This window comes from Clostridium vitabionis, from assembly GCF_015351765.1.
Classification (GTDB): domain Bacteria; phylum Bacillota; class Clostridia; order Lachnospirales; family Lachnospiraceae; genus Clostridium_R; species Clostridium_R vitabionis.
In genome coordinates, this window is record NZ_JADKQA010000001.1 from 786,533 (window position 1) to 806,855 (window position 20,323).

14 protein-coding genes are annotated in these 20,323 nt (G+C 60.8%); all 14 read left to right on the plus strand.

Annotated elements, in window-relative coordinates:
• The first annotated feature begins 131 nt into the window (after positions 1 to 131).
• The 14 genes from rnhA (at position 132) to mutL (ending at position 20,315) form a co-directional block, all read left to right on the plus strand.
• A complete protein-coding gene (gene rnhA, locus ISF27_RS03355) occupies positions 132 to 617 on the plus strand; it encodes a ribonuclease HI (RefSeq protein WP_194609087.1) in 486 nt (161 codons plus the stop codon).
• A gap of 81 nt (positions 618 to 698) precedes the next feature.
• The gene (gene alaS / locus ISF27_RS03360) at positions 699 to 3,368 is read left to right on the plus strand and encodes an alanine--tRNA ligase (RefSeq protein WP_194609089.1); all 2,670 of its coding nucleotides are present in this window, start codon (positions 699 to 701) and stop codon (positions 3,366 to 3,368) included.
• 285 nt (positions 3,369 to 3,653) lie between these two features.
• Entirely contained in the window at positions 3,654 to 3,830 is a 177-nt protein-coding gene (gene rpsU / locus ISF27_RS03365) for a 30S ribosomal protein S21 (RefSeq protein WP_026835878.1), read from the plus strand.
• A 131-nt stretch (positions 3,831 to 3,961) separates the two neighbouring features.
• The gene (locus tag ISF27_RS03370; RefSeq protein WP_194609091.1) at positions 3,962 to 5,035 is read left to right on the plus strand and encodes a PhoH family protein; all 1,074 of its coding nucleotides are present in this window, start codon (positions 3,962 to 3,964) and stop codon (positions 5,033 to 5,035) included.
• Positions 5,032 to 5,529 carry an rRNA maturation RNase YbeY gene (gene ybeY, locus ISF27_RS03375; RefSeq protein WP_194609093.1) on the plus strand — a complete coding sequence of 166 codons (498 nt, stop codon included), beginning with the start codon at positions 5,032 to 5,034 and terminating at the stop codon, positions 5,527 to 5,529. Before ISF27_RS03370 ends, ybeY begins: the two co-directional genes overlap by 4 nt.
• Positions 5,530 to 5,580: 51 nt before the next feature.
• Positions 5,581 to 7,227 (plus strand): putative polysaccharide biosynthesis protein, encoded by a 1,647-nt coding sequence (locus tag ISF27_RS03380; RefSeq protein WP_235986000.1) that lies wholly within the window; start codon positions 5,581 to 5,583, stop codon positions 7,225 to 7,227.
• A 95-nt stretch (positions 7,228 to 7,322) separates the two neighbouring features.
• Positions 7,323 to 8,723: an aminoacetone oxidase family FAD-binding enzyme gene (locus ISF27_RS03385; protein ID WP_194609097.1), complete on the plus strand. Its 1,401-nt coding sequence runs from the start codon at positions 7,323 to 7,325 to the stop codon at positions 8,721 to 8,723.
• A gap of 191 nt (positions 8,724 to 8,914) precedes the next feature.
• On the plus strand, positions 8,915 to 10,375 hold the full coding sequence (locus ISF27_RS03390) for a S1C family serine protease (RefSeq protein ID WP_235986001.1): 1,461 nt from the start codon (positions 8,915 to 8,917) through the stop codon (positions 10,373 to 10,375).
• Positions 10,376 to 10,596: 221 nt separating this feature from the next.
• Positions 10,597 to 11,358 (plus strand): TIGR01906 family membrane protein, encoded by a 762-nt coding sequence (locus tag ISF27_RS03395; RefSeq protein ID WP_194609098.1) that lies wholly within the window; start codon positions 10,597 to 10,599, stop codon positions 11,356 to 11,358.
• An 18-nt stretch (positions 11,359 to 11,376) separates the two neighbouring features.
• Entirely contained in the window at positions 11,377 to 13,062 is a 1,686-nt protein-coding gene (locus ISF27_RS03400; protein WP_194609100.1) for an NAD(P)/FAD-dependent oxidoreductase, read from the plus strand.
• Between the two features lie 41 nt (positions 13,063 to 13,103).
• Complete coding sequence (locus tag ISF27_RS03405) at positions 13,104 to 13,688, plus strand: 5-formyltetrahydrofolate cyclo-ligase (RefSeq protein ID WP_194609102.1); 585 nt, start codon at positions 13,104 to 13,106, stop codon at positions 13,686 to 13,688.
• Between the two features lie 229 nt (positions 13,689 to 13,917).
• Positions 13,918 to 15,378 (plus strand): tRNA (N6-isopentenyl adenosine(37)-C2)-methylthiotransferase MiaB, encoded by a 1,461-nt coding sequence (gene miaB, locus ISF27_RS03410; RefSeq protein WP_194609104.1) that lies wholly within the window; start codon positions 13,918 to 13,920, stop codon positions 15,376 to 15,378.
• Between the two features lie 22 nt (positions 15,379 to 15,400).
• On the plus strand, positions 15,401 to 18,040 hold the full coding sequence (mutS, locus tag ISF27_RS03415; RefSeq protein ID WP_194609106.1) for a DNA mismatch repair protein MutS: 2,640 nt from the start codon (positions 15,401 to 15,403) through the stop codon (positions 18,038 to 18,040).
• A 136-nt stretch (positions 18,041 to 18,176) separates the two neighbouring features.
• Positions 18,177 to 20,315 (plus strand): DNA mismatch repair endonuclease MutL, encoded by a 2,139-nt coding sequence (gene mutL, locus ISF27_RS03420; protein ID WP_194609108.1) that lies wholly within the window; start codon positions 18,177 to 18,179, stop codon positions 20,313 to 20,315.
• The last annotated feature ends 8 nt before the right edge of the window (positions 20,316 to 20,323 follow it).

Consider the following 20,323-nt stretch of genomic DNA (forward strand, 5'->3'; position numbering starts at 1 on the left):
CGGGACAGGACACCGCCCGGATGACAGAAGCTCTCCGGGCGGCATTCTTTCGCAGAGCACTGAACAATATACGGAAAATGGGTTCATGATCACCCCCGCAGGTGCCGATCATGAAAAAAAGGAGAAAATCTATGAAGGTTACAATCTTTACCGACGGCGCGGCCAGGGGAAATCCCTCAGGTCCCGGCGGCTACGGGGCGATCATCCGCTATGTCGACCCGAAGGGGGAGGTTCACGAGAAGGAGCTCTCTGCCGGCTATGTCCGGACGACCAACAACCGGATGGAGCTCATGGGCGCGATTGCCGGGCTGGAAGCGCTCAACCGTCCCTGCGAGGTTGATCTCTGGTCCGATTCCCAGTATCTGGTCCGGCCGTTTACCGAGCACTGGATCGATAACTGGATCCGGAAAAACTGGACGCGGGGGAAAAATGAGCCGGTCAAGAATGTGGATCTCTGGAAGCGCCTCATCGCCGCCATGAAGCCCCACAGCGTGACCTTTCACTGGGTGCGCGGCCATAACGGGCATCCGGAAAATGAGCGCTGCGACAAACTGGCGACGGGGGCGGCGGACGGCACAGCCCTGCTGACGGATCCCGGCGCGCGCCTTGCACAATGATTTTCCTTGTGCTATTATTGATATGTTTTGCAGATAACAGATTCTGACCAACCACCTAAGGGTTTTAAGGAGGACTTCGTCGTGAAAAGGCGTGGCGTAAATGAACTGCGTGAGCTGTTTCTCACCTTCTTCGAGAGCAAGGGGCATCTCCGGATGAACAGCTTTTCGCTGGTACCGCACAATGATAACAGTCTGCTGATCATCAACTCCGGAATGGCACCCCTCAAGCCGTATTTCACCGGCCAGGAGATTCCGCCGAGAAGGAGAGTGACCACCTGCCAGAAGTGCATCCGCACCGGCGACCTGGAAAATGTTGGCAAGACGGCACGCCACGGCACCTTTTTCGAGATGCTCGGCAACTTCTCCTTCGGCGATTACTTCAAGCACGAGGCGATTCCGTGGGCATGGGAGTTCCTGACCGAGTGGGTCGGGCTGGATCCTGAGCGCCTCTATCCGTCCGTCTACGTCGATGACGATGAGGCCTACCAGATCTGGCTGAACGATATGCACGTTCCCGCCGACCACATTTACAAGTTCGGCAAGGAGGACAACTTCTGGGAGCACGGCAGCGGCCCCTGCGGCCCCTGCACCGAGATCTACTATGACCGCGGGGAGAAATACGGGAACGGGCCGGAGGACGTCATGGGCGGCGAGGGCGACCGCTACATGGAAGTCTGGAACGTCGTATTTTCCCAGTTCAACAATGACGGGCACGGCCACTATACCGACCTTGTCCAGAAGAATATCGATACCGGCATGGGGCTTGAGCGTCTCGCCGTCGCTGTCCAGGATGTCGGCTCGATCTTCGATGTCGATACCATCAAGGCGCTCCGCGACGAGGTCTGCCGGCTCGCGGGCAATATCCACTATGAGGAGCCGGGCACGGAGGAGAGCGATGTCTCCGTCCGCATTGTCACCGACCACATCCGTTCGACGACCTTCATGATCTCTGACGGCATCATGCCGTCCAACGAGGGCAGAGGCTACGTCCTCCGCCGGATCATCCGCCGCGCCGTCCGCCACGGGAGAAAGCTCGGCATTGAGGGCTCGTTCCTTCCGTATCTCGCCGAGCGCGTGATCGCGGGGTCAAAGGACGGCTATCCGGAGCTCGAGGAGAAGCGGGACTTCATCCTGAACGTTATCCGCCAGGAGGAGAACCAGTTTGAGAAAACCTTTGAGCAGGGCATGAGCATTCTCGCCGAGATGGAGGAGAAGCTCTCGGAGAACGGCCAAAAGCAGCTCTCCGGCGAGGACGCCTTCAAGCTCTATGACACCTTCGGGTTCCCGCTGGACAACACGAAGGAGATCCTTGAGGAGAAGGGATTCACCGTCGACGAGGACGGCTTCAATGCCGCGATGAAGGTGCAGAAGGAGACCGCCCGCAAGGCGAGAAAGACGACCAACTACATGGGTGCTGACGCCACGGTCTATGAGGACATGGATCCGGCGGTCAATTCAGCCTTTATCGGCTATGACAAGCTCACGGCGGATTCCAGGATCGTCGCCCTGGCGGCGCTCTATCCGGCAGACGCCGATGAGGACAATGCCGTTGTCGAGGCTCTCTCTGACGGGCAGACCGGCGCGGTGATCACCGCGGAAACCCCGTTCTACGGCACGATGGGCGGCCAGGTCGGCGATCAGGGAATCATCGAGACGAAGGACGGCACATTTACCGTCGAGAGGACAGAGCATGTGGCGGGCTCCAAGATCGCGCACATCGGCCGTGTAACCCATGGCATGTTCAAGCTTGGCGATACGGTAACCCTCAAGGTGGATCCGGAGAACCGGATGGCAACCTGCCGGAATCACTCGGCGACCCACCTCCTGCAGAAGGCGCTCCGCGAGGTGCTGGGCACCCATGTTGAGCAGAAGGGCTCTTACCAGGACGGCCAGAGAACGCGCTTTGATTTCTCTCATTTCCAGGCGATGACCCCGGAGGAGATTCAGAAGGTGGAAGACCTGGTGAACCGGGAGATTGCCGCCTGCCTTCCGGTAAACACGGCAGTCATGAGCCTCGAGGAGGCGAAGAAGACCGGGGCGATGGCCCTGTTCGGCGAGAAGTATGGCGATGAGGTCCGCGTCGTCCGCATGGGCGATTTCTCCACAGAGCTCTGCGGCGGCACCCATGTCGCGAATACCAGCCAGATCGGCCAGTTCAAGATTCTCTCTGAGGCCGGTGTCGCATCCGGTGTCAGAAGGATTGAGGCGTTGACCGGAGACAACGTGCGCCGTTACTATGAGGAGATGGAAAGAAGCTTCCGCGAGGCGGCTGCCCTCCTCAAGACCACCCCGTCCGAGCTCGCCGGACATATCCGGAAGCTCCAGGAGGAGAACCGCGCGCTCCGCGGGGAGAATGAATCCCTGAAGGCGAAGGAAGCACAGAGCGCCCTCGGCGGCGTGCTCGACAGCGTCCAGGACATTAAGGGCGTACCGTTCGCCGCGGCCGGCCTCAAGGATGTCGATATGAATGAGCTCCGGAACCTCGGCGATGAGCTGAAGTCCAAGCTCACCGGGGGCGTTGTCCTCCTCATCGCGGACAATGGCGGGAAAGTGAGCCTCATGGCCATGGCCTCCGATGAGGCAGTGAAGAAGGGTGCCCACGCCGGCAATCTCGTCAAGGCGGTGGCCGGCCTTGTCGGCGGCGGCGGTGGCGGCCGTCCGAACATGGCTCAGGCCGGAGGAAAAAATCCGGCGGGCATTCCGGACGCACTCGCCAAGGCCGCGGAGGTGCTTGCCGGCCAGATCCGGTAACTTTCCGCATTTCCCGCGCGCCGCTGCCCGAACGGGAGGGCGGCGCCAGAAGAAGGATACCATAGCGTCCGGGGCGAAACCGGGAAGGCAGTGTCGGAATCCGCCGATGCTGGAAACTGTTCAGCCCACGCATAAGCTGAACAGTTGCAGGAATTTTTGCAAAAATTGAAATTCCGGTTGACGCCGCGGCCGTTTATGATATAATCGTTGTAGTGCTGGAATACCCATCAGTTGTATTTATCATGCACAAAACCGGACAACTGAAGGGAGGTTGGGTTTAAGCTTATGTCGAACGTAATCGTCAAGGAAAACGAAAGTCTTGACAGCGCTTTACGCAGATTCAAGAGAAACTGCGCTAAGGCTGGTATTCAGCAGGAGATTCGTAAGAGAGAGCATTACGAGAAACCGAGCGTCAGACGCAAGAAAAAGTCTGAAGCAGCTAGAAAACGCAAATACAAGTAAAGACCAAAGAGAGGCCCCGGCTATTTCCAGCCGGGGTCTTTTGTGTTAGAATACCATCGTTCCGCATTTTCCAGGAAGGGCAGCGGAGAACGGATGCCGGAATCCGCCGGTAGACAGGAGAGAAAGATCGGATGAGTATCATTGAGACGACGATTGACATTCCCATGGAGCATGTGCAGAATATCTGCGGTGAATTTGACGCCTACATCAAGAAGATCGAGCGTGCCCTGCACACCACGATCATTCTGCGGGACGGCGCGCTCAAGGTGATCGGCCCGGAGCAGACGATCCGGCAGGCCAAGAGCGTCATCGACAGCCTGCTCGCGCTCTCCCAGAGAGGGACGAAGATCACTGAGCAGAACGTGGATTACGCCCTCGCGCTCTCCTTCCGCTCCCAGGAATCGCAGATTCTCGAGATCGACAAGGATGTGATCTGCAGGACCGTGGACGGGCGGCAGGTGAAGCCGAAGACCGTGGGGCAGAAGGAGTACGTGGAAAATATCCGGAAAAAGATGATCGTCTTCGGCATCGGACCCGCGGGCACCGGCAAGACATATCTCGCCATGGCTATGGCGATCGAGGCTTTCCGGAGCGGGGAGGTCGGCAGGATCATTCTGACCAGGCCGGCGATCGAGGCCGGGGAGAAGCTCGGCTTCCTGCCCGGCGACCTGCAGAGCAAGATTGACCCTTACCTGAGGCCCCTCTATGACGCCCTCTACCAGATCATGGGCGCGGAGTCCTTTGCCCACAACCAGGAGAAGGGGCTGATCGAGGTGGCCCCGCTCGCGTACATGCGCGGGCGCACACTCGACAACGCGTACATCATCCTGGACGAGGCGCAGAATACCACGCCTGCCCAGATGAAAATGTTCCTGACTCGGATCGGTTTCGGCTCTAAGGTGATTGTCACCGGCGACCGGACGCAGAAGGATCTGCCCGCGGGCGAAACCTCCGGGCTCGATGTCGCGGTCAAGGTTCTCAAGAATATCAGCGATATCGGCTTCTGCTACCTGACCAGCGAGGATGTGGTCCGCCATCCGCTGGTGCAGAAGATCGTGGAGGCCTACGACCAGTATGAGAAAAAGGCACTTTCCACGGAACGCCGGAAGGGCACGGAAAAGCACCGGGAAGGCGGGGAATCGAAGAAAGTGCCCAGGGATCTTAGGGAGCGGGCGCAGGGCGGCCGCCGGAGGAATGAAGTATGACCATCAATATTGAATACGAGACGGGGATTCCCCTGGATCTCCCTTACGAAAAGATTATCCATGAGGTAGTCCTCGCGGCGCTGGATTATGAGAAATGCCCTTACGAGGCCGAGGTCTCGGTCGTCCTCACGGATAATGAGGGCATCCACCAGCTGAACCGGCAGTTCCGGAACATCGACCGGCCGACCGATGTGCTTTCCTTCCCGATGTGCGAGTATGACCGCCCTGCGGATTTTGACCGGCTGGAGGAGGATGCGGAGGATTGCTTCAACCCGGAGACGGGTGAGCTTCTTCTCGGCGATATTGTGATCTCAGTCGAGAAGGTGAAGGAGCAGGCGGCGGCTTACGGCCACTCGGAAGCACGGGAACTCGCCTTCCTGACCGCGCACAGCATGCTGCACCTGTTCGGTTATGACCACATGGAGGACGATGAACGCCTCGTGATGGAGAAGAAACAGGAGGAGATCCTGAAGCTTAAGGGATACACGAGGTGAGGGCATATCCGCCCGCCGGGAATGAAAAATTGCCATAGAGAGGTGCAGGGAATGAGCCGCAGAGCAGGTTCCAATTTTGTTGTCCAGGGAAGCATTCTGGCTGTCGCCGGGATTATCGTCCGGCTGATCGGTATCCTTTACCGCGTGCCGATGACCAACATCATCGGCGACGAGGGCATGGGATATTATTCGACAGCGTTCAATGTCTATAATATCATGCTGATTCTGTCCTCGTACAGCCTGCCGGTGGCGGTATCCAAGATGATCTCCGCGAAACTCGCCAAGCGGGAGTACACAAATGCGTACCGCATCCTTCTCTCCGCGTTCCTCTACGCGACGATCGTGGGCGGCATCGCCTGCTTCATCACCTGGCATTTTGCCGATGCCCTGGCCACAAAGCTCTTCGCGACACCGCTCGCGGTATACGCGTTAAAGACTCTTGCGCCGACCATCTGGATCATGGCCTATCTCGGCGTCCTGCGCGGATATTTCCAGGGCCATTCCACGATGATCCCGACGGCGGTTTCCCAGATCCTCGAACAGATCGTGAACGCCGTCATCAGCGTGGTTGCCGCCGGCATCCTGTATAATACCGGCCTCAAGGCCGCGGCCGCGGCGGGAGGGACAAGCTACGCGGAAGCTTTCGGCGCCGCGGGAGGCACCATCGGCACCGGATCCGGCGCATTTGCCGCCTTCCTGTTCTGCCTCTGTCTCTTTTTCTTCTACCGCCCGACGATCAGGAAGCATATCGCGAAGGACCGGCACGGGGAGCCGGACAGCTACGGCTACACCACCAAAGTCCTGTTTCTCACGGTCATTCCGGTCATTCTGAGCTCCACGGTCTATAATGTCAACTCGGTCATCGACAACGGCATCATGGCCCACGGGATGAACATGATCGGCCAGGGCGGAAGTTTTCTCCGGCTCTGGGGCATTTACAACAATAAATACATGCTTCTCGTCCACGTCCCGCTCGCCATGGCGAACTCCCTCTCGTCCTCGCTGATCCCGTCGCTGACGGCGGCGACCGCGCGGGAAGATCAGGCGGACCAGCTCGCGAAGACCGACCTGGTCATCCGCTTCGCGATGATGATCGCGATCCCGGCTGCCGTCGGCCTCATGGTTCTCGCCGCACCGGTGATGAACCTGCTGTTCCACGGCGGGAAGAACGCAGAGGCTATCCAGATGATGATCGTCGGCGCGTCCGCGATTGTATTTCTCTCCCTGTCCACGGTCACGAACGCCATCCTCCAGGGGCTCGGGCACATGAATGAGCCGGTGAAAAACGCGCTGATTTCGCTGATTTCTCATATCGTGGTCCTCGTGATCCTCCTTCTGGTGTTCCGGATGGGCATCTACGCGATGGTCTTCGGCAATATTTTCTTCTCGGTCTGCATGTGCATGCTGAACCACCGCTCGATCCGCCGCTACATCCCGTACCGTCAGGAGATGCGAAAGACCTTCGTTATCCCGATCGTCTCGTCCGCGATCATGGGCGTCGTCACGTTTCTCATCTACCGGATCTTCCGGCTTCTCATCCACAGCAGCGCGGCCAGCTGCCTGCCCGCGGTCTTCGCGGCGGTCCTTGTCTACGGCGCCATGCTGCTCCGCCTGCACGCGGTGGAAGAGAGCGAGCTTGCCCACATGCCGGGAGGGAGGAAGATCATCGGGATCGCGAGAACATTTCACCTGCTCTAAAGCCTGATGCATCTGCCTGCGGGCAGCGGTATTCCCCGGGAGGATGCCGCCTGCCCGCTTTCTTGTCACTGTCCAGCATATCGGGGAGGCATTCTATGGGCAAAAAATCATCCTGTTTCGGCATTCTTCGCACCCGAGTGCTCGCCATCGGCGCCGGCGCCTCGGGCCTTGCGGCGGCGATTGCAGCTGCCCGCGCAGGAGCTTCAGTCTGCGCTGCCGACCACCAGAACCAGGCGGGGAAAAAGATCCTCATCACCGGGAACGGCCGCTGCAACCTGGGAAATACCTTTCTCACGGAAGACTGCTGGCGGGGAAGCCACCCGGAGTTTCTCCGCGGGATCCCCGGCATATTCGACGCCCGGAACACCACCGGGTTCTTTGAGCGTCTCGGCATCGTGATCCGGCGCGACGGCACCTGGTGCTATCCCGCGTCCGGGCAGGCATCGACCGTCCGGGATGTGCTCCTTCGGGAACTCCAGGCTTCCGGGGCGAAGCTCCTGACCGGCTGCGGGGTGGAGGGCATCCGCGTTCTATCGGGAGCTGCCGGCAGGGAGGAAAGCCCCGCGCCCTTCGGGATGGGAACGCCCGAAGCCGCAAACGGAAAGGCAGAGCCGGGGGAAGATCAGCCGAGATTTGCCGTCCACACAAACCTCGGGGAGATCCTGGCGGATGCCGTGATTCTTGCCGCCGGCTCCCAGGCGGCGCCGGATACCGGCTCGGACGGCTCCGGCTACGCGCTCGCTGCCTCCCTCGGCCATCCTATTGTGAAGCCGCTGCCTGCCCTGGTCCAGCTCCGCTGCCGGGAGGAGGCGATCCTCTCGGGATGGGCGGGGATCCGCTTTCACGGGCGGGTCACGCTCGAGATATCAGAAAGGGACAACCTCTCCGGAGATCATCCGGGATCAGGAACGGACGGCGCTTCCGGGAACCTTTCCCCCTCGGACGAGGGGGAGATCCAGCTGACGGGGTACGGGATTTCCGGGATTCCCGTCTTTCAGGTGAGCCGCTTCGCTGCACGCGCGCTGGATGCGGGAAGATCCGTCCGCGCGCGCCTGAATTTCTGGCCCGATGAGGGGGTGGAAGACATCCGCGCGCGCCTTCTTGCGCGCCGCAGGGATCTCGGAGACTGCTACTCCTCGGAGCTTCTGATCGGCTGGTTCCACCGGAAGATCGGGGATACCCTGCTTTCCCTCGCCGGCATCCCGCGCAATATCCGGATCTCCGAAGTCACCGACCGGATGCTCGATACCCTTGTCCCTGAGATCACAAGCTTCCCGCTCACGGTGACGGGAACCAATTCCTTCGCGCAGGCGCAGACCTGCTCCGGCGGGGTGGACACGGCAGAGGTAGATCCGGAAACCATGGCATCCGGCCTTGTCCCCGGCTTATATTTTGCGGGAGAGATTCTCGACGTTGACGGGATCTGCGGGGGATACAACCTGCACTTTGCCTGGAGGACAGGGGAAATCGCCGGGGAAGCCGCCGCGCGGTTCTGAACCTCCGGCCGCCATAGCCTCCCGCCTCGCGGCCCTTACCCCCGGCTGACGGGAGGCTATGGCAGCCGTCAGCGAAGAGATCCGGACAGAAATCACACTTTGCTCACAGATTAAACAGAATTCCATCAAATTTTCCGCGTATCATGAATCATGTAACAGCAAGGAAATCCTATTTCTCGGAGGTGTTACTTATGATGAATGATCTGGATAGAAAAAATAAAGAAACCGACGACAACAGCAGAATGAATCTTCCGGTTCCGGTGGAATCCGCAGGTTCTTCCCGCAGGGGGAGAAGCAGGCGGGACAGCCGGATGGCTCAGAGGGTGAAGAAGGCGGCGCTCTTCATGACCGGTGCCCTGGCCTTCGGCACCATCGCCGGCGGCGCCATGGTCGGCGTCAATGTGGCGGCAAGGACGGCGGGCATCACCTCCTCCGCATCCGCGGGGAGTGCGGGGACGGCGGCCGCGGACAATGGTTCCTCGGGGAACAGCGGGATCGTCAATGCGGCGTACTCCGACACGGAAACCTCGGACAGCACGGCAATGTCGGTCAGTGAGGTGACCAAAAAGGCCATGCCGTCTGTCGTCTCCATCACCAACAAGATCAAATACCAGCAGAACGGTTATTCCGCATTCGGAAGCTCTGACAACGCGCAGGACGCCGAGGAATCCGCGTCCGGATCCGGCGTGATCTTCGCCAAGACAGACAGTGAGCTTCTGATCGTCACGAACCACCACGTGGTCGAGGACACCAGCTCCCTCTCGGTGCAGTTTGTGGACGGTACGTCCGTCGATGCCTCGATCAAGGGGGAGGACGCCGACGCTGACCTCGCGGTCATCGCGGTCAAGCTCTCCGACATTTCCTCCGACACGCTCGGCAAGATCAGTGTCGCGGAATTCGGCGATTCTGACAGCCTTGAGGTCGGCGACCAGGTCGTCGCGATCGGCAATGCCCTGGGCATCGGGCAGTCCGTGACGACGGGGATTATTTCCGCAAAGGACAAGGATATCTCGACATCGACCGGGACGGAGAGCGGGCTCCTGCAGACAGACGCGGCGATCAACCCCGGAAACTCCGGCGGCGCGCTCTTGAATATGCAGGGACAGGTGATCGGCATCAATGTCGCCAAATACTCGTCCACCGAGGTTGAGGGTATGGGCTATTCGATCCCGGCCAATAAGGTGAAGGAGATTGTGAACAGCCTCGCGTCAAAGACGACAAGAAGCACGACACTCAGCGCCTCCGAACAGGGATACCTCGGCGTGCAGGTGAGAACCATCGATTCGTCAACATCGGAGACCTACAAGATTCCGCAGGGCGTCTATGTGACCGGCCTCATTTCCGGCGGTGCCGCCGAGAAAGCGGGCATAATGGAAAAGGACATCATCACCTCCTTCGACGGGCAGAGCGTGACCAGCGCGGATAACCTGACCGACCTGATCTCCCGGTATAAGGCCGGAGAGACCGTGACGGTGACCGTCGAGCGCCAGGATGGCAGCGGCAGCTATACCTCCAAGGACGTCTCCGTAACCCTGGGAAATAAGCCCGCGGAGAGCCAGGACAGCACCTCAGGGGAGAGCGGCCAGGGGGAGATTCAGCAGAACGGCAATGGCATCCTCGGCGGCCTGTTCCCCTACTACGGGCTCTACTGATTGTACGGGCGGGGAGTCCTGTGAAAAACTCCTCGGCGTATAAAGTCAAATTGCACACAGAATTTCCTGACACCTTTTTTCCCGAAGCGGCAGCCGCCGCGGCCTTTACTCCGCGGCGGCTGCCGCTTTTTGGCGTGCATGGACTTCCTTGCAACAAGTTTCCCGGGATGCTAAAATAGAACCCGCGATTCAGGAATTTTGAGCCCAAAATGGAGTGCGTGATGAAAAAGCTGTTTACCGGTGCCGGCGCGGCCGTCTTTTCGCTGCTGATCTTATTTGTCCTTCTGATCACCTCGGTGGAGGCGGTCTGCTACTGGACGCCGGGCATCTACCGGAAGGAATTCGCGAAATATGACTGTCCCCGCCTTCTCCGGCACTACTGCGGGGAGGTCATGGATCTTGACGGCCTGGACCAAGTGATGGACCAGACGATGGCCTTCCTCAGGGGAAACCGGGATGACCTTACCGTCATTGTCCCGATCGACGGGCGGGAACAGGAATTTTATAACGACGAGGAAATTTCCCACATGACGGACGTCCGGAATCTCTTTCTCCTCTGTATCAGGCTCCGCCGCGCGGCTTTCCTCCTCGCCCTCGCGATTGCCCTGGCCTTCTGGAAAGGCTTCGGCCGCGGCACGGCGGGGATTCTGGGAAGAGGCTTCTTCTGGACCTCCCTCGCGGTCTTTGCCCTTGCTGCCGGGACAAGCCTTCTCATCTCCACAGATTTTGACCGGTATTTTACAATTTTTCACGAAATTTTCTTTAGCCAGGGCAACTGGATGTTTGACCCGAGGACAAGCCGGATGATCGATATCATGCCGGAGGAATTCTTCATGGATCTCGCGCTCCGCATCGCGGTCACCTTCCTCGCCGCCTCGGCGGCGCTTCTCCTTCTGGCCAGGTTTCTCGGCAGGAGCGCAGACATGAAGAAGATGCCGGTGGAAGATTCTTCGGCCGGGGATCACCCGCGGCAGCTGCCTTAAGGATGAAGGAGGAATAGAATGATTCGAATCAACCAGATCCGCCTCGGGCTGGACGAGCCGGAGGAAATTCTCCGGAGCCGGGCGGCAAGGCTTCTCCGCATCCCGGAAGACCGTATTCTCGAGGTGCGCATTGTCCGCAGGTCGATCGACGCGAGAAAGAAGCCGCTGATCTTTTACAGTTACACTGTTGATGTCCGCGTCCGGGGAAATGAAGCCGCGGCGGTCAGGAAGGCCGGGAACCGGAACATCGCGATTGTGCAGATGAAGCCCTACCATTTTCCCGGCGGAAACCGCGGAGCGGGGCGGACGCCGCTCCGGCACCGACCTGTCGTCATCGGCTTCGGCCCTGCCGGGATGTTTGCCGCGAGGATGCTCGCGGAGGCGGGATACGCCCCGCTCGTTCTCGAGCGGGGGGATGATGTGGAGACGCGGACCCGGAAGGTGCGCTCCTTCTGGTCTGGCGGGAAGCTCGACCCGGAATCCAATGTCCAGTTCGGAGAGGGCGGCGCGGGGACATTTTCCGACGGGAAGCTCAACACCATGGTCAGGGATCCGGACGGGAGAAACCGCAAGGTTCTGGAGATTTTCGCCGAGGCAGGCGCCGACCCGGAGATCCTGACTGTCCATAATCCCCATATCGGCACCGATGTGCTCGCCTCCGTCGTCCGCGCCATCCGGGAGGACATCATCCGCATGGGCGGCGAGGTCCGCTTCGGGGCCAAGGTCACAGACATCGGCGTCGAGGACGGAAAGATCGTCTCGGTGACCGCCGGCGGCAGGGTGATCCCCGCTGAGGTTGTGATTCTCGCGCCGGGACATTCCGCCAGGGATACTTTCACCATGCTTGCCGGAAAACATCTGCGGATGGCCGCGAAGCCCTTCGCGGTCGGTGTCCGCGTCCAGCACCCGCAGGCGATGATCAATCTCTGCCAGTATGGCAGGGAGGATGCGGGAGCGCTGGGGCCGGCTTCCTACAAGCTGACCCATCAGGCCGGGGACGGGCGCGGCGTCTATTCCTTCTGCATGTGCCCCGGCGGCTCTGTCGTCAATGCCTCCTCCGAGCGGGGTCTTCTCGCGGTGAACGGGATGAGCAGCCACGCGAGAGACAGCGGAACCGCGAACAGTGCGATCGTCGTCACTGTCACCGAGAAAGATTTCCGCGGGACTTACGCGGCAGGGGAGGCGAAGTTTTCCGCGGAGAAGGCAGGGGAAGATCCGGAAAATGCGGAGAACCTTTCCGGCCTGCTCCCGCTCGCCGGCATGGAATTTCAGCGGCAGCTGGAGCGGCGCGCCTACGAGGCCGGGCAGGGGAAGATTCCTGTCCAGCTCTACGGGGATTTCCGGGAAAATCGGATTTCCCGGGATTTTGGCGGTGTCACCCCGGTCTTCAGCGGGCAGTACGCGTTCGGCGATGTCCGGGGCATCTTCCCGGAGGAGATCCAGCAGGCGCTCCTCGAGGGGATGGCTGCCTTCGGCGGAAAAATCCGCGGCTTCGACCGGGCGGACGCGGTCCTCGCCGGCGTCGAGAGCCGGACCTCATCGCCCGTCCGAATCCCGCGGAATGGGGCATTCGAGGCGGAGATCGGCGGCCTCTATCCCTGCGGGGAGGGAGCGGGTTATGCCGGCGGCATCACCTCCGCCGCCATGGACGGGATCAAGGCCGCGGAGGCGGTCGCGGAAAAATACCGCCCGGACTTCCTGTAATCCGTGAAATAGGCAGTAAGAAGATCGCAGAGGAGAAGATCATGGATATCCAAGCAGAAAAAGACGCCATCCGAAGACAAGTATTCGCCGGGCGCCTTGACATCGACCCGACCGAGAAGGCCGTCTGGGACGCCGCCGTGGCGAACCGGATCCTTTCCCTCCTCCCGGAGGGCACGCGGGTGGTCTGCGCCTATGTCAGCGTGCGCGGCGAGACCGGCACGGAGGAGCTCATCCGTAAGCTCAGGGCTTCCCGGATCCGCGTCGCCTTGCCTCGGGTCATCCCCGGCCCGGAGCGGCGGATGCGCTTCTTTATCCCCAGACGGGAGTCTGATCTCGAAATCAGCCGGTTCGGCATTCCCGAGCCGAGGATGAGCGAGGAGGAACTGGGAGACCCGACCTGCCCGGTGATTGTTCCCGGAGTTGCCTTCTCCGACCGGGGCGCCCGAATCGGCTATGGCGCAGGCTATTACGACTGCTTTTTTGCGCGTGAGCCTGGGCATATGACCATCGCCTGCGCGTATGACTTCCAGGTTTTCCCCGAGGCTGTCCATCCGGTGTTCTCCGCCGACCCGCGGGATGTCCGCATGCAGAAGCTGGTGACCCCCTCGCGGCTTTATACGTTCTGAGCCGCATCATTCCGGGTTGGCGCAGCATCCGCGGCCGGCTGGCTTTTCCCGGTTGGCGCGGCATCCGCGGCCGGCTGGCTTTTCCCGGTTGGCGCAGCATCCGCGTCCAGCTTCCATCCCGGAAACTGCATCCGCGCTATCTTGCGAAATTTCGGCCAATGCGGTATGATAATTTATTGCGCGTTAACTACGCGGCGTAAAGCCGCGATTTTTTCTTCTGGAGCAGCAAATGACCAATTTTGATTATGACAGCATCGACCTCTCCGCGCTTCCGCCGGAGACAGAGCCGGCAAGGCAGCGGTATTTCATCGCGAGGCTCCGCCGGTGGACGAAGAAAAGGGAGCAGGAGCTGGGAAGGCCGGTAACCGCCTGCGTCACCTCCTTCGGCTGCCAGATGAATGCCCATGACTCGGAAAAGCTTTCCGGCGTGCTGCTGGCATCGGGATTTCATCCCGCGGACAGCGAGGACGCCGATTTTGTCATCTACAACACCTGCACGGTGCGGGAAAATGCGGACCAGCGCGTCTACGGACGCCTGGGCAGGGCAGGCAGCATCCGGAGGCGGCGCCCCGGCATGATGATCGCCCTGACCGGCTGCATGATGCAGGAAAAGCCGGTGATCGAGAAGCTGAAAAAGAGCTACCCGTTCGTGGATATCATTTTCGGCAACAAAAACAACTATAAGCTTGCGGAGCTGATCGCGGAGCACATCGACAGCGGAAAACAGGTGATCGACATCCTCGACGGCAACCGGAAAATTGTCGAGGACCTGCCGGCAGAGCACAAGTATTCCTTCAAATCCGGCGTGAATATTATGTACGGCTGCAACAACTTCTGCAGCTACTGCATCGTCCCGTATGTGACCGGGAGGGAGCAGAGCCGCCGCCCTGAGGATATCCTGGGCGAGGTGCGCGACCTCGCCGCCCACGGCGTGGTGGAGGTCATGCTGCTCGGGCAGAATGTCAATTCGTACGGAAAGACGCTGGAAACCCCGGTGACCTTTGCGCAGCTCCTCCGGGAGGTCGAGAAGGTTCCGGGAATCCGCCGCATCCGTTTCATGACCCCGCACCCGAAGGATCTCTCCGACGAGCTGATCGACACCATGGCGGGGAGCACGAAGATCTGCCGCCACGTGCACCTGCCGCTCCAGTCCGGGAGCAGCAGGATTCTCGAAAAGATGAACCGGCACTACACCAAAGAGCAGTATCTCGCCCTGGTGCGGAAAATCCGGGAGCGGATTCCCGGCGTCTCCGTCACGGCAGACATCATCGTGGGCTTCCCCGGGGAGACCGAGGAGGATTTTCGGGAAACCCTCGATGTCGTGAGAAAGGCAGCCTTTGACGGCGCGTTCACCTTCCTCTACTCCAAGCGGAGCGGGACGCCTGCTGCCCGGATGGAGGACCAGGTGCCGGGGGACGTCATGAAATACCGCTTTGACAGGCTCCTCGCCCTGATGCAGGAGGTCGGCTCGGCGATGTGCGAAAAGCATGTCGGCGAAGTCCAGGAGGTCCTGGTGGACGGGGCAGACGACCACCGGGCAGGCTGGGTCAGCGGCCGGTTAAGCAACAATACGCTGGTTCATTTTCCGGGAAGCGCGGAGCTTTCCGGCAGGTTCGTGAATGTCCGTCTCGATCAGTCCAAGGGATTTTATTATCTCGGCACCTTTTCCGGTATGGCCGACGAAAGGTAGGTAAATTTTGGCGCTTTCCCCGATGATGCAGCATTATCTGGAGATGAAGAAGCAGTATCCCGACTGTCTTCTTCTCTACCGGATCGGTGATTTCTACGAAATGTTTTTCGAAGACGCGAAGACGGCTTCCCGGGAGCTTGAGCTCACGCTGACGGGCAAGGACTGCGGCCTGCCCGAGCGGGCGCCCATGTGCGGAGTGCCGTTCCACGCCGTCGAGCCGTATATCGCGAAACTCGTGAAGCGCGGCTATAAGTGCGCGATCGCCGAACAGATGGAGGATCCGAAGCTCGCCAAGGGGTTAGTCAAGCGGGCGGTTATCCGCGTGGTCACCCCGGGAACCCTGATGGGGGAAAATGATATCGAGGCGTCGCGGAACAATTATCTCATGAGCATCTTCGCGATCGATTCCTCCTTCGGCATCGCGGTCTCCGACGTCAGCACCGGCGATTTCCTCGTCACCGATGTCGGGACAAGGCGGGCACTTCTCGACGAGATCAGCCGTTTCGAGCCCGCCGAGATCATCGGGAACAATGCGCTCTTTATGAGCGGCATCGACCTGGACGCGCTGAGGGAGAAGATCGGCGTAAGCATTTCCCAGCGGGAAAATGACGATTTCGCCGAGGATGCCTGCCGGGATATCCTGAAAGAGCACTTTAAGGTCGCTGACCTCGCGGGGCTCGGGCTCTCGGATTTTCCGAACGGGACCATCGCCGCCGGCGCGGCGCTCCGCTATATCTATGAGACACAGAAAAACCACGCGGAGCACATCACCACGCTCCGGGTGTACACCGCCGGCGAGTACATGATGCTGGACACCTCATCCCGGCGGAATCTCGAGCTCACGGAGACGCTCCGGGAAAAGCAGAAGAAAGGCACCCTGCTGTGGGTTCTCGACCGGACAAAGACGGCTATGGGCGGGCGGCTGCTCCGCACCCTGGTCGAGCAGCCGCTGATCAGCCGGGAACAGATCATAGCCCGGCAGGACGCCGTGGACGAGCTGAACATGAATTATATTTCCCGGGAGGAGCTCACCGAATACCTCTCGGCGATCTATGACCTGGAGCGGCTGGTCGGCAGGATCAGCTGCCGCACGGCAAATCCCCGGGACCTGGTCGCCCTCGGGAAGTCCCTCGACATGCTGGAGCCGATCCGGGAACAGCTGAAAGCCTTCACCTCCCCGTTACTTAAGAAAACCGCCGGGGAGATTGACCCGCTGGAGGACATCCGGAAGCTCATCGCCGACGCCATCGCGGATGACCCGCCGGTCATGCTCCGGGAGGGCGGCATCATCCGGGAAGGCTACAGCAAAGAGGCGGATGAGCTCCGCCACGCGAAAACCGACGGGAAAACCTGGCTCGCGGAGCTGGAGAACAGCGAGCGGGAGAAGACCGGGATACGGAACCTCAAAATCAAGTACAACAAGGTATTCGGCTACTATTTTGAGGTGACCAACAGCTTCCGGGAACAGGTTCCTGACTACTTCATCCGGAAGCAGACGCTGGTCAACGCCGAGCGGTACACCACGGCGGAGCTCCAGGCAACCGAGGAGAAGATCCTCGGCTCCGCGGACAAGCTCAATTCCCTGGAATTTGCGCTGTTCGGGGAGGTCCGGGACAAGACTGCCGCGGAGGCCGCGCGGATCCAGAAGAGCGCCCGGGCCATCGCTGTTCTCGATGTCCTGATTTCCTTCTCCAGCGTGGCCGCCAGGTACGGCTACGTCAAGCCGTCGATCAACGACAAGGGCGTCATCCGCATCAAAAACGGGAGACATCCGGTGGTCGAGCGGATGATGAAGGATCATATGTTCGTCGCGAACGATACGCTCCTCGACAACGGGAAAAACCGCTTCGCGATCATCACCGGCCCCAACATGGCCGGAAAATCCACCTACATGCGGCAGACCGCGCTGATCACCCTGATGGCGCAGATCGGCTCCTTTGTCCCGGCGGACGAGGCCGATATCGGCATCTGTGACCGGATATTCACCCGGGTCGGCGCCTCCGATGACCTGGCCTCCGGCCAGTCAACCTTCATGGTGGAGATGACGGAGGTCGCCAACATCCTCCGGAACGCGACGAAAAACAGCCTCATCATTCTCGACGAGATCGGGCGCGGGACGAGCACGCTGGACGGGATGGCGATTGCCTGGGCGGTTGTCGAGTATGTCTCATCAGCCAGGACCCTCGGCGCCAAGACGCTGTTCGCCACGCACTACCACGAGCTCACGGAGCTTGAGGGGTCGATCCCCGGCGTCATGAATTACAGTATCGCCGTCCGGGAACAGGGGGACGAGATCATTTTCCTCAGGAAGATTGTCCGGGGGAGCGCGGACAAGAGCTACGGCATCCAGGTGGCGAAGCTCGCCGGCGTCCCGGAGGCGGTCATCCGCCGGGCAAAGGAGATCCTGGAGGGGCTCTCGGACGCGGACATCACCGAGCGGGCGAAGGAGCTTGCCGACGGGGCTTCACAGAACCGCAGGAAGATCGAGAAGCCGGACGATGTGGACCGCGGCCAGCTTTCCTTCTCCGACACCGTGGACACGGAGGCGATCCTCAAGGAGATCATGGCGCTCAATGTCAACCAGATGTCGCCGCTCGAGGCGCTCAATGAGCTCGACCGCCTGCAGATGAGGCTCAAAAACCGCTGGCAGGAGAAAATGTGAGTGAAGGGAGGCTTCGCCCACAGGCTGCCGGAAGGCCGCGGGCGGGGCTCCCTTTGCCAAGGCCGCAGGCGCCGCGGGGAAGGATTCCCGGCGCCGCGGACGAGCTGCCCCGGATCCCCGGAGGGAGGAGGAATTTATGGCCGAAATCCATGTTCTCGATGAATCAACCGTAAACCAGATCGCCGCCGGCGAGGTCATTGAACGCCCCGCCTCGGTGGCCAAGGAGCTTCTGGAAAATGCCATCGACGCGAAGGCGACGGCGGTCACCGTGGAGATCCGCGAGGGCGGCATCGGCATGATCCGCATCACGGACAACGGCTGCGGGATTGACCGGGGGGAGGTGCGGAAAGCCTTTCTCAGCCACGCGACAAGCAAGATCCGCTCCGCCGCCGACCTGATCGGCGTGTCCTCCCTGGGCTTCCGCGGGGAGGCGCTTGCGAGCATTGCCGCCGTGGCGAGGGTGGAGCTGATTACCCGCACCCCGGATTCCATCGTCGGCACCAGGTATGTCATCGAGGGAGGAAAGGAGGCCGCTTTTGAGGAGATCGGCGCCCCGGAGGGGACGACCTTCATCGTCCGCGATCTCTTCTTCAACACCCCGGCGCGGAGGAAATTCCTCCACACCGTCTCCGCCGAGGGCTCCCGTGTGGCTTCCCTTGTGGAAAAAATCGCCCTGTCCCACCCGGAGATCTCGTTCCGCTTCATCCAGAACGGCCAGAGCAGGCTGCACACCTCGGGGAACCACAATCTCCGCGATATCATCTACACCGTGTACGGCGGGGAGATCGCGAAGAACCTGATCCCGGTCGACGGCGGCACCGATGCCCTGCGGATCAGCGGTTTTATCGGGAAACCGGTGATCGCGCGGGGAAGCCGCCAGTTTGAGGTCTATTTCATCAACGGGCGCTACATCCGGAACCCGATCCTCTGCCGGGCCATCGAGGAAGCCTACAAGCCCTACATGATGGTGCACAAATACCCGTTCACCATGCTCTCCATCGAGATCGATCCGGCGTTCATCGACGTGAACGTCCATCCGTCCAAGATGGAGCTCCGTTTCCGCGACGAGGAGCTCACCTACCGCTCCATCTACCACCTGCTCTCGATGGAGCTCTCCGGGCGGGAGCTGATCCCGGATGCCGGGGAGGAACAGGAGACCGAGACGCTGGAAGCGCAGCCGGCACCATCCGGAGGGGAGGTTCCGGCAGCAGGGCGGGCTTCTTCCGCGCCCGGGGGAATTCCCGCGGCGGTAAATCCCCAGCCGGCGGAGGAGAAGATTCCGGCGGAAAACAGCGCGCCGGCATCCCGTCCCGCGTTTGAGGGAGCCCTCCTCCGGAAGGTGCATTTCCGGCCGGAAGCCAGTACCTCCGGCCGTCTCGAGGAGCCCCGGGGAGAATTTTCTCCGGCGCCCCATACACCGGGGCTTGAGCCGCCTGAGGCAGGATGGAAGCCGCAGGAGCCGGAGCAGAAACCGACTGAGGCAAACCTGAGGCCGCAGGCGCCGGAGCGGAAACCGACTGAGGCAAGCCTGAGGCCGCAGGAGCCGGAGAAGGCGCAGCCTGAGCCGGAACAGAAGAGCCTTTCGGCGGAACAGGAGCCGCTTAGGCAGCAGCCAGCGGCAGCGCAGATTCCGCCGCAGGCAGGGGCGCCCCGCCAGATGGATCTCTTCGAGGATAAACTCCTCACGCCGGCATCCCGGAAGCGGCACCGCCTGGTCGGCCAGGTCTTTGACACCTACTGGATCGTCGAATTTGACAATGCGATGTACATCATCGACCAGCACGCCGCCCATGAGAAGGTTCTCTACGAGCGGACAATGGCGACGCTCAAGAACCGCACGGTGACCACCCAGCAGGTCAACCCGCCGATCGTCCTCTCGCTGACCCCGGAGGAGCAGGAGATGCTCACCCGCTATGAGAAGGACTTTCAGGACCTGGGCTTTGAGATCGATCCCTTCGGCGGCAGGGAATACGCTGTCCGCGGTGTCCCGGACAATCTGTTCTCCATCGCGAAAAAAGACCTTCTTCTCGAGATGCTGGACAGCGTAACCCGGGAGAGCGGCATGCGCCCCGCGGAGAGCCTGCGGCACCATATCGCGACGATGTCGTGCAAGGCGGCGGTCAAGGGCAACGACCGGATTTCCCGGGAGGAGGCGGACGCCCTGATCGACGAGCTCCTGACCCTGGAAAATCCCTACAACTGCCCGCACGGGAGGCCGACGATCATCCGCATGACCCGGAGCGAGCTGGAGAAGAAATTCAAGAGAATTGTCTGACGGAAAAG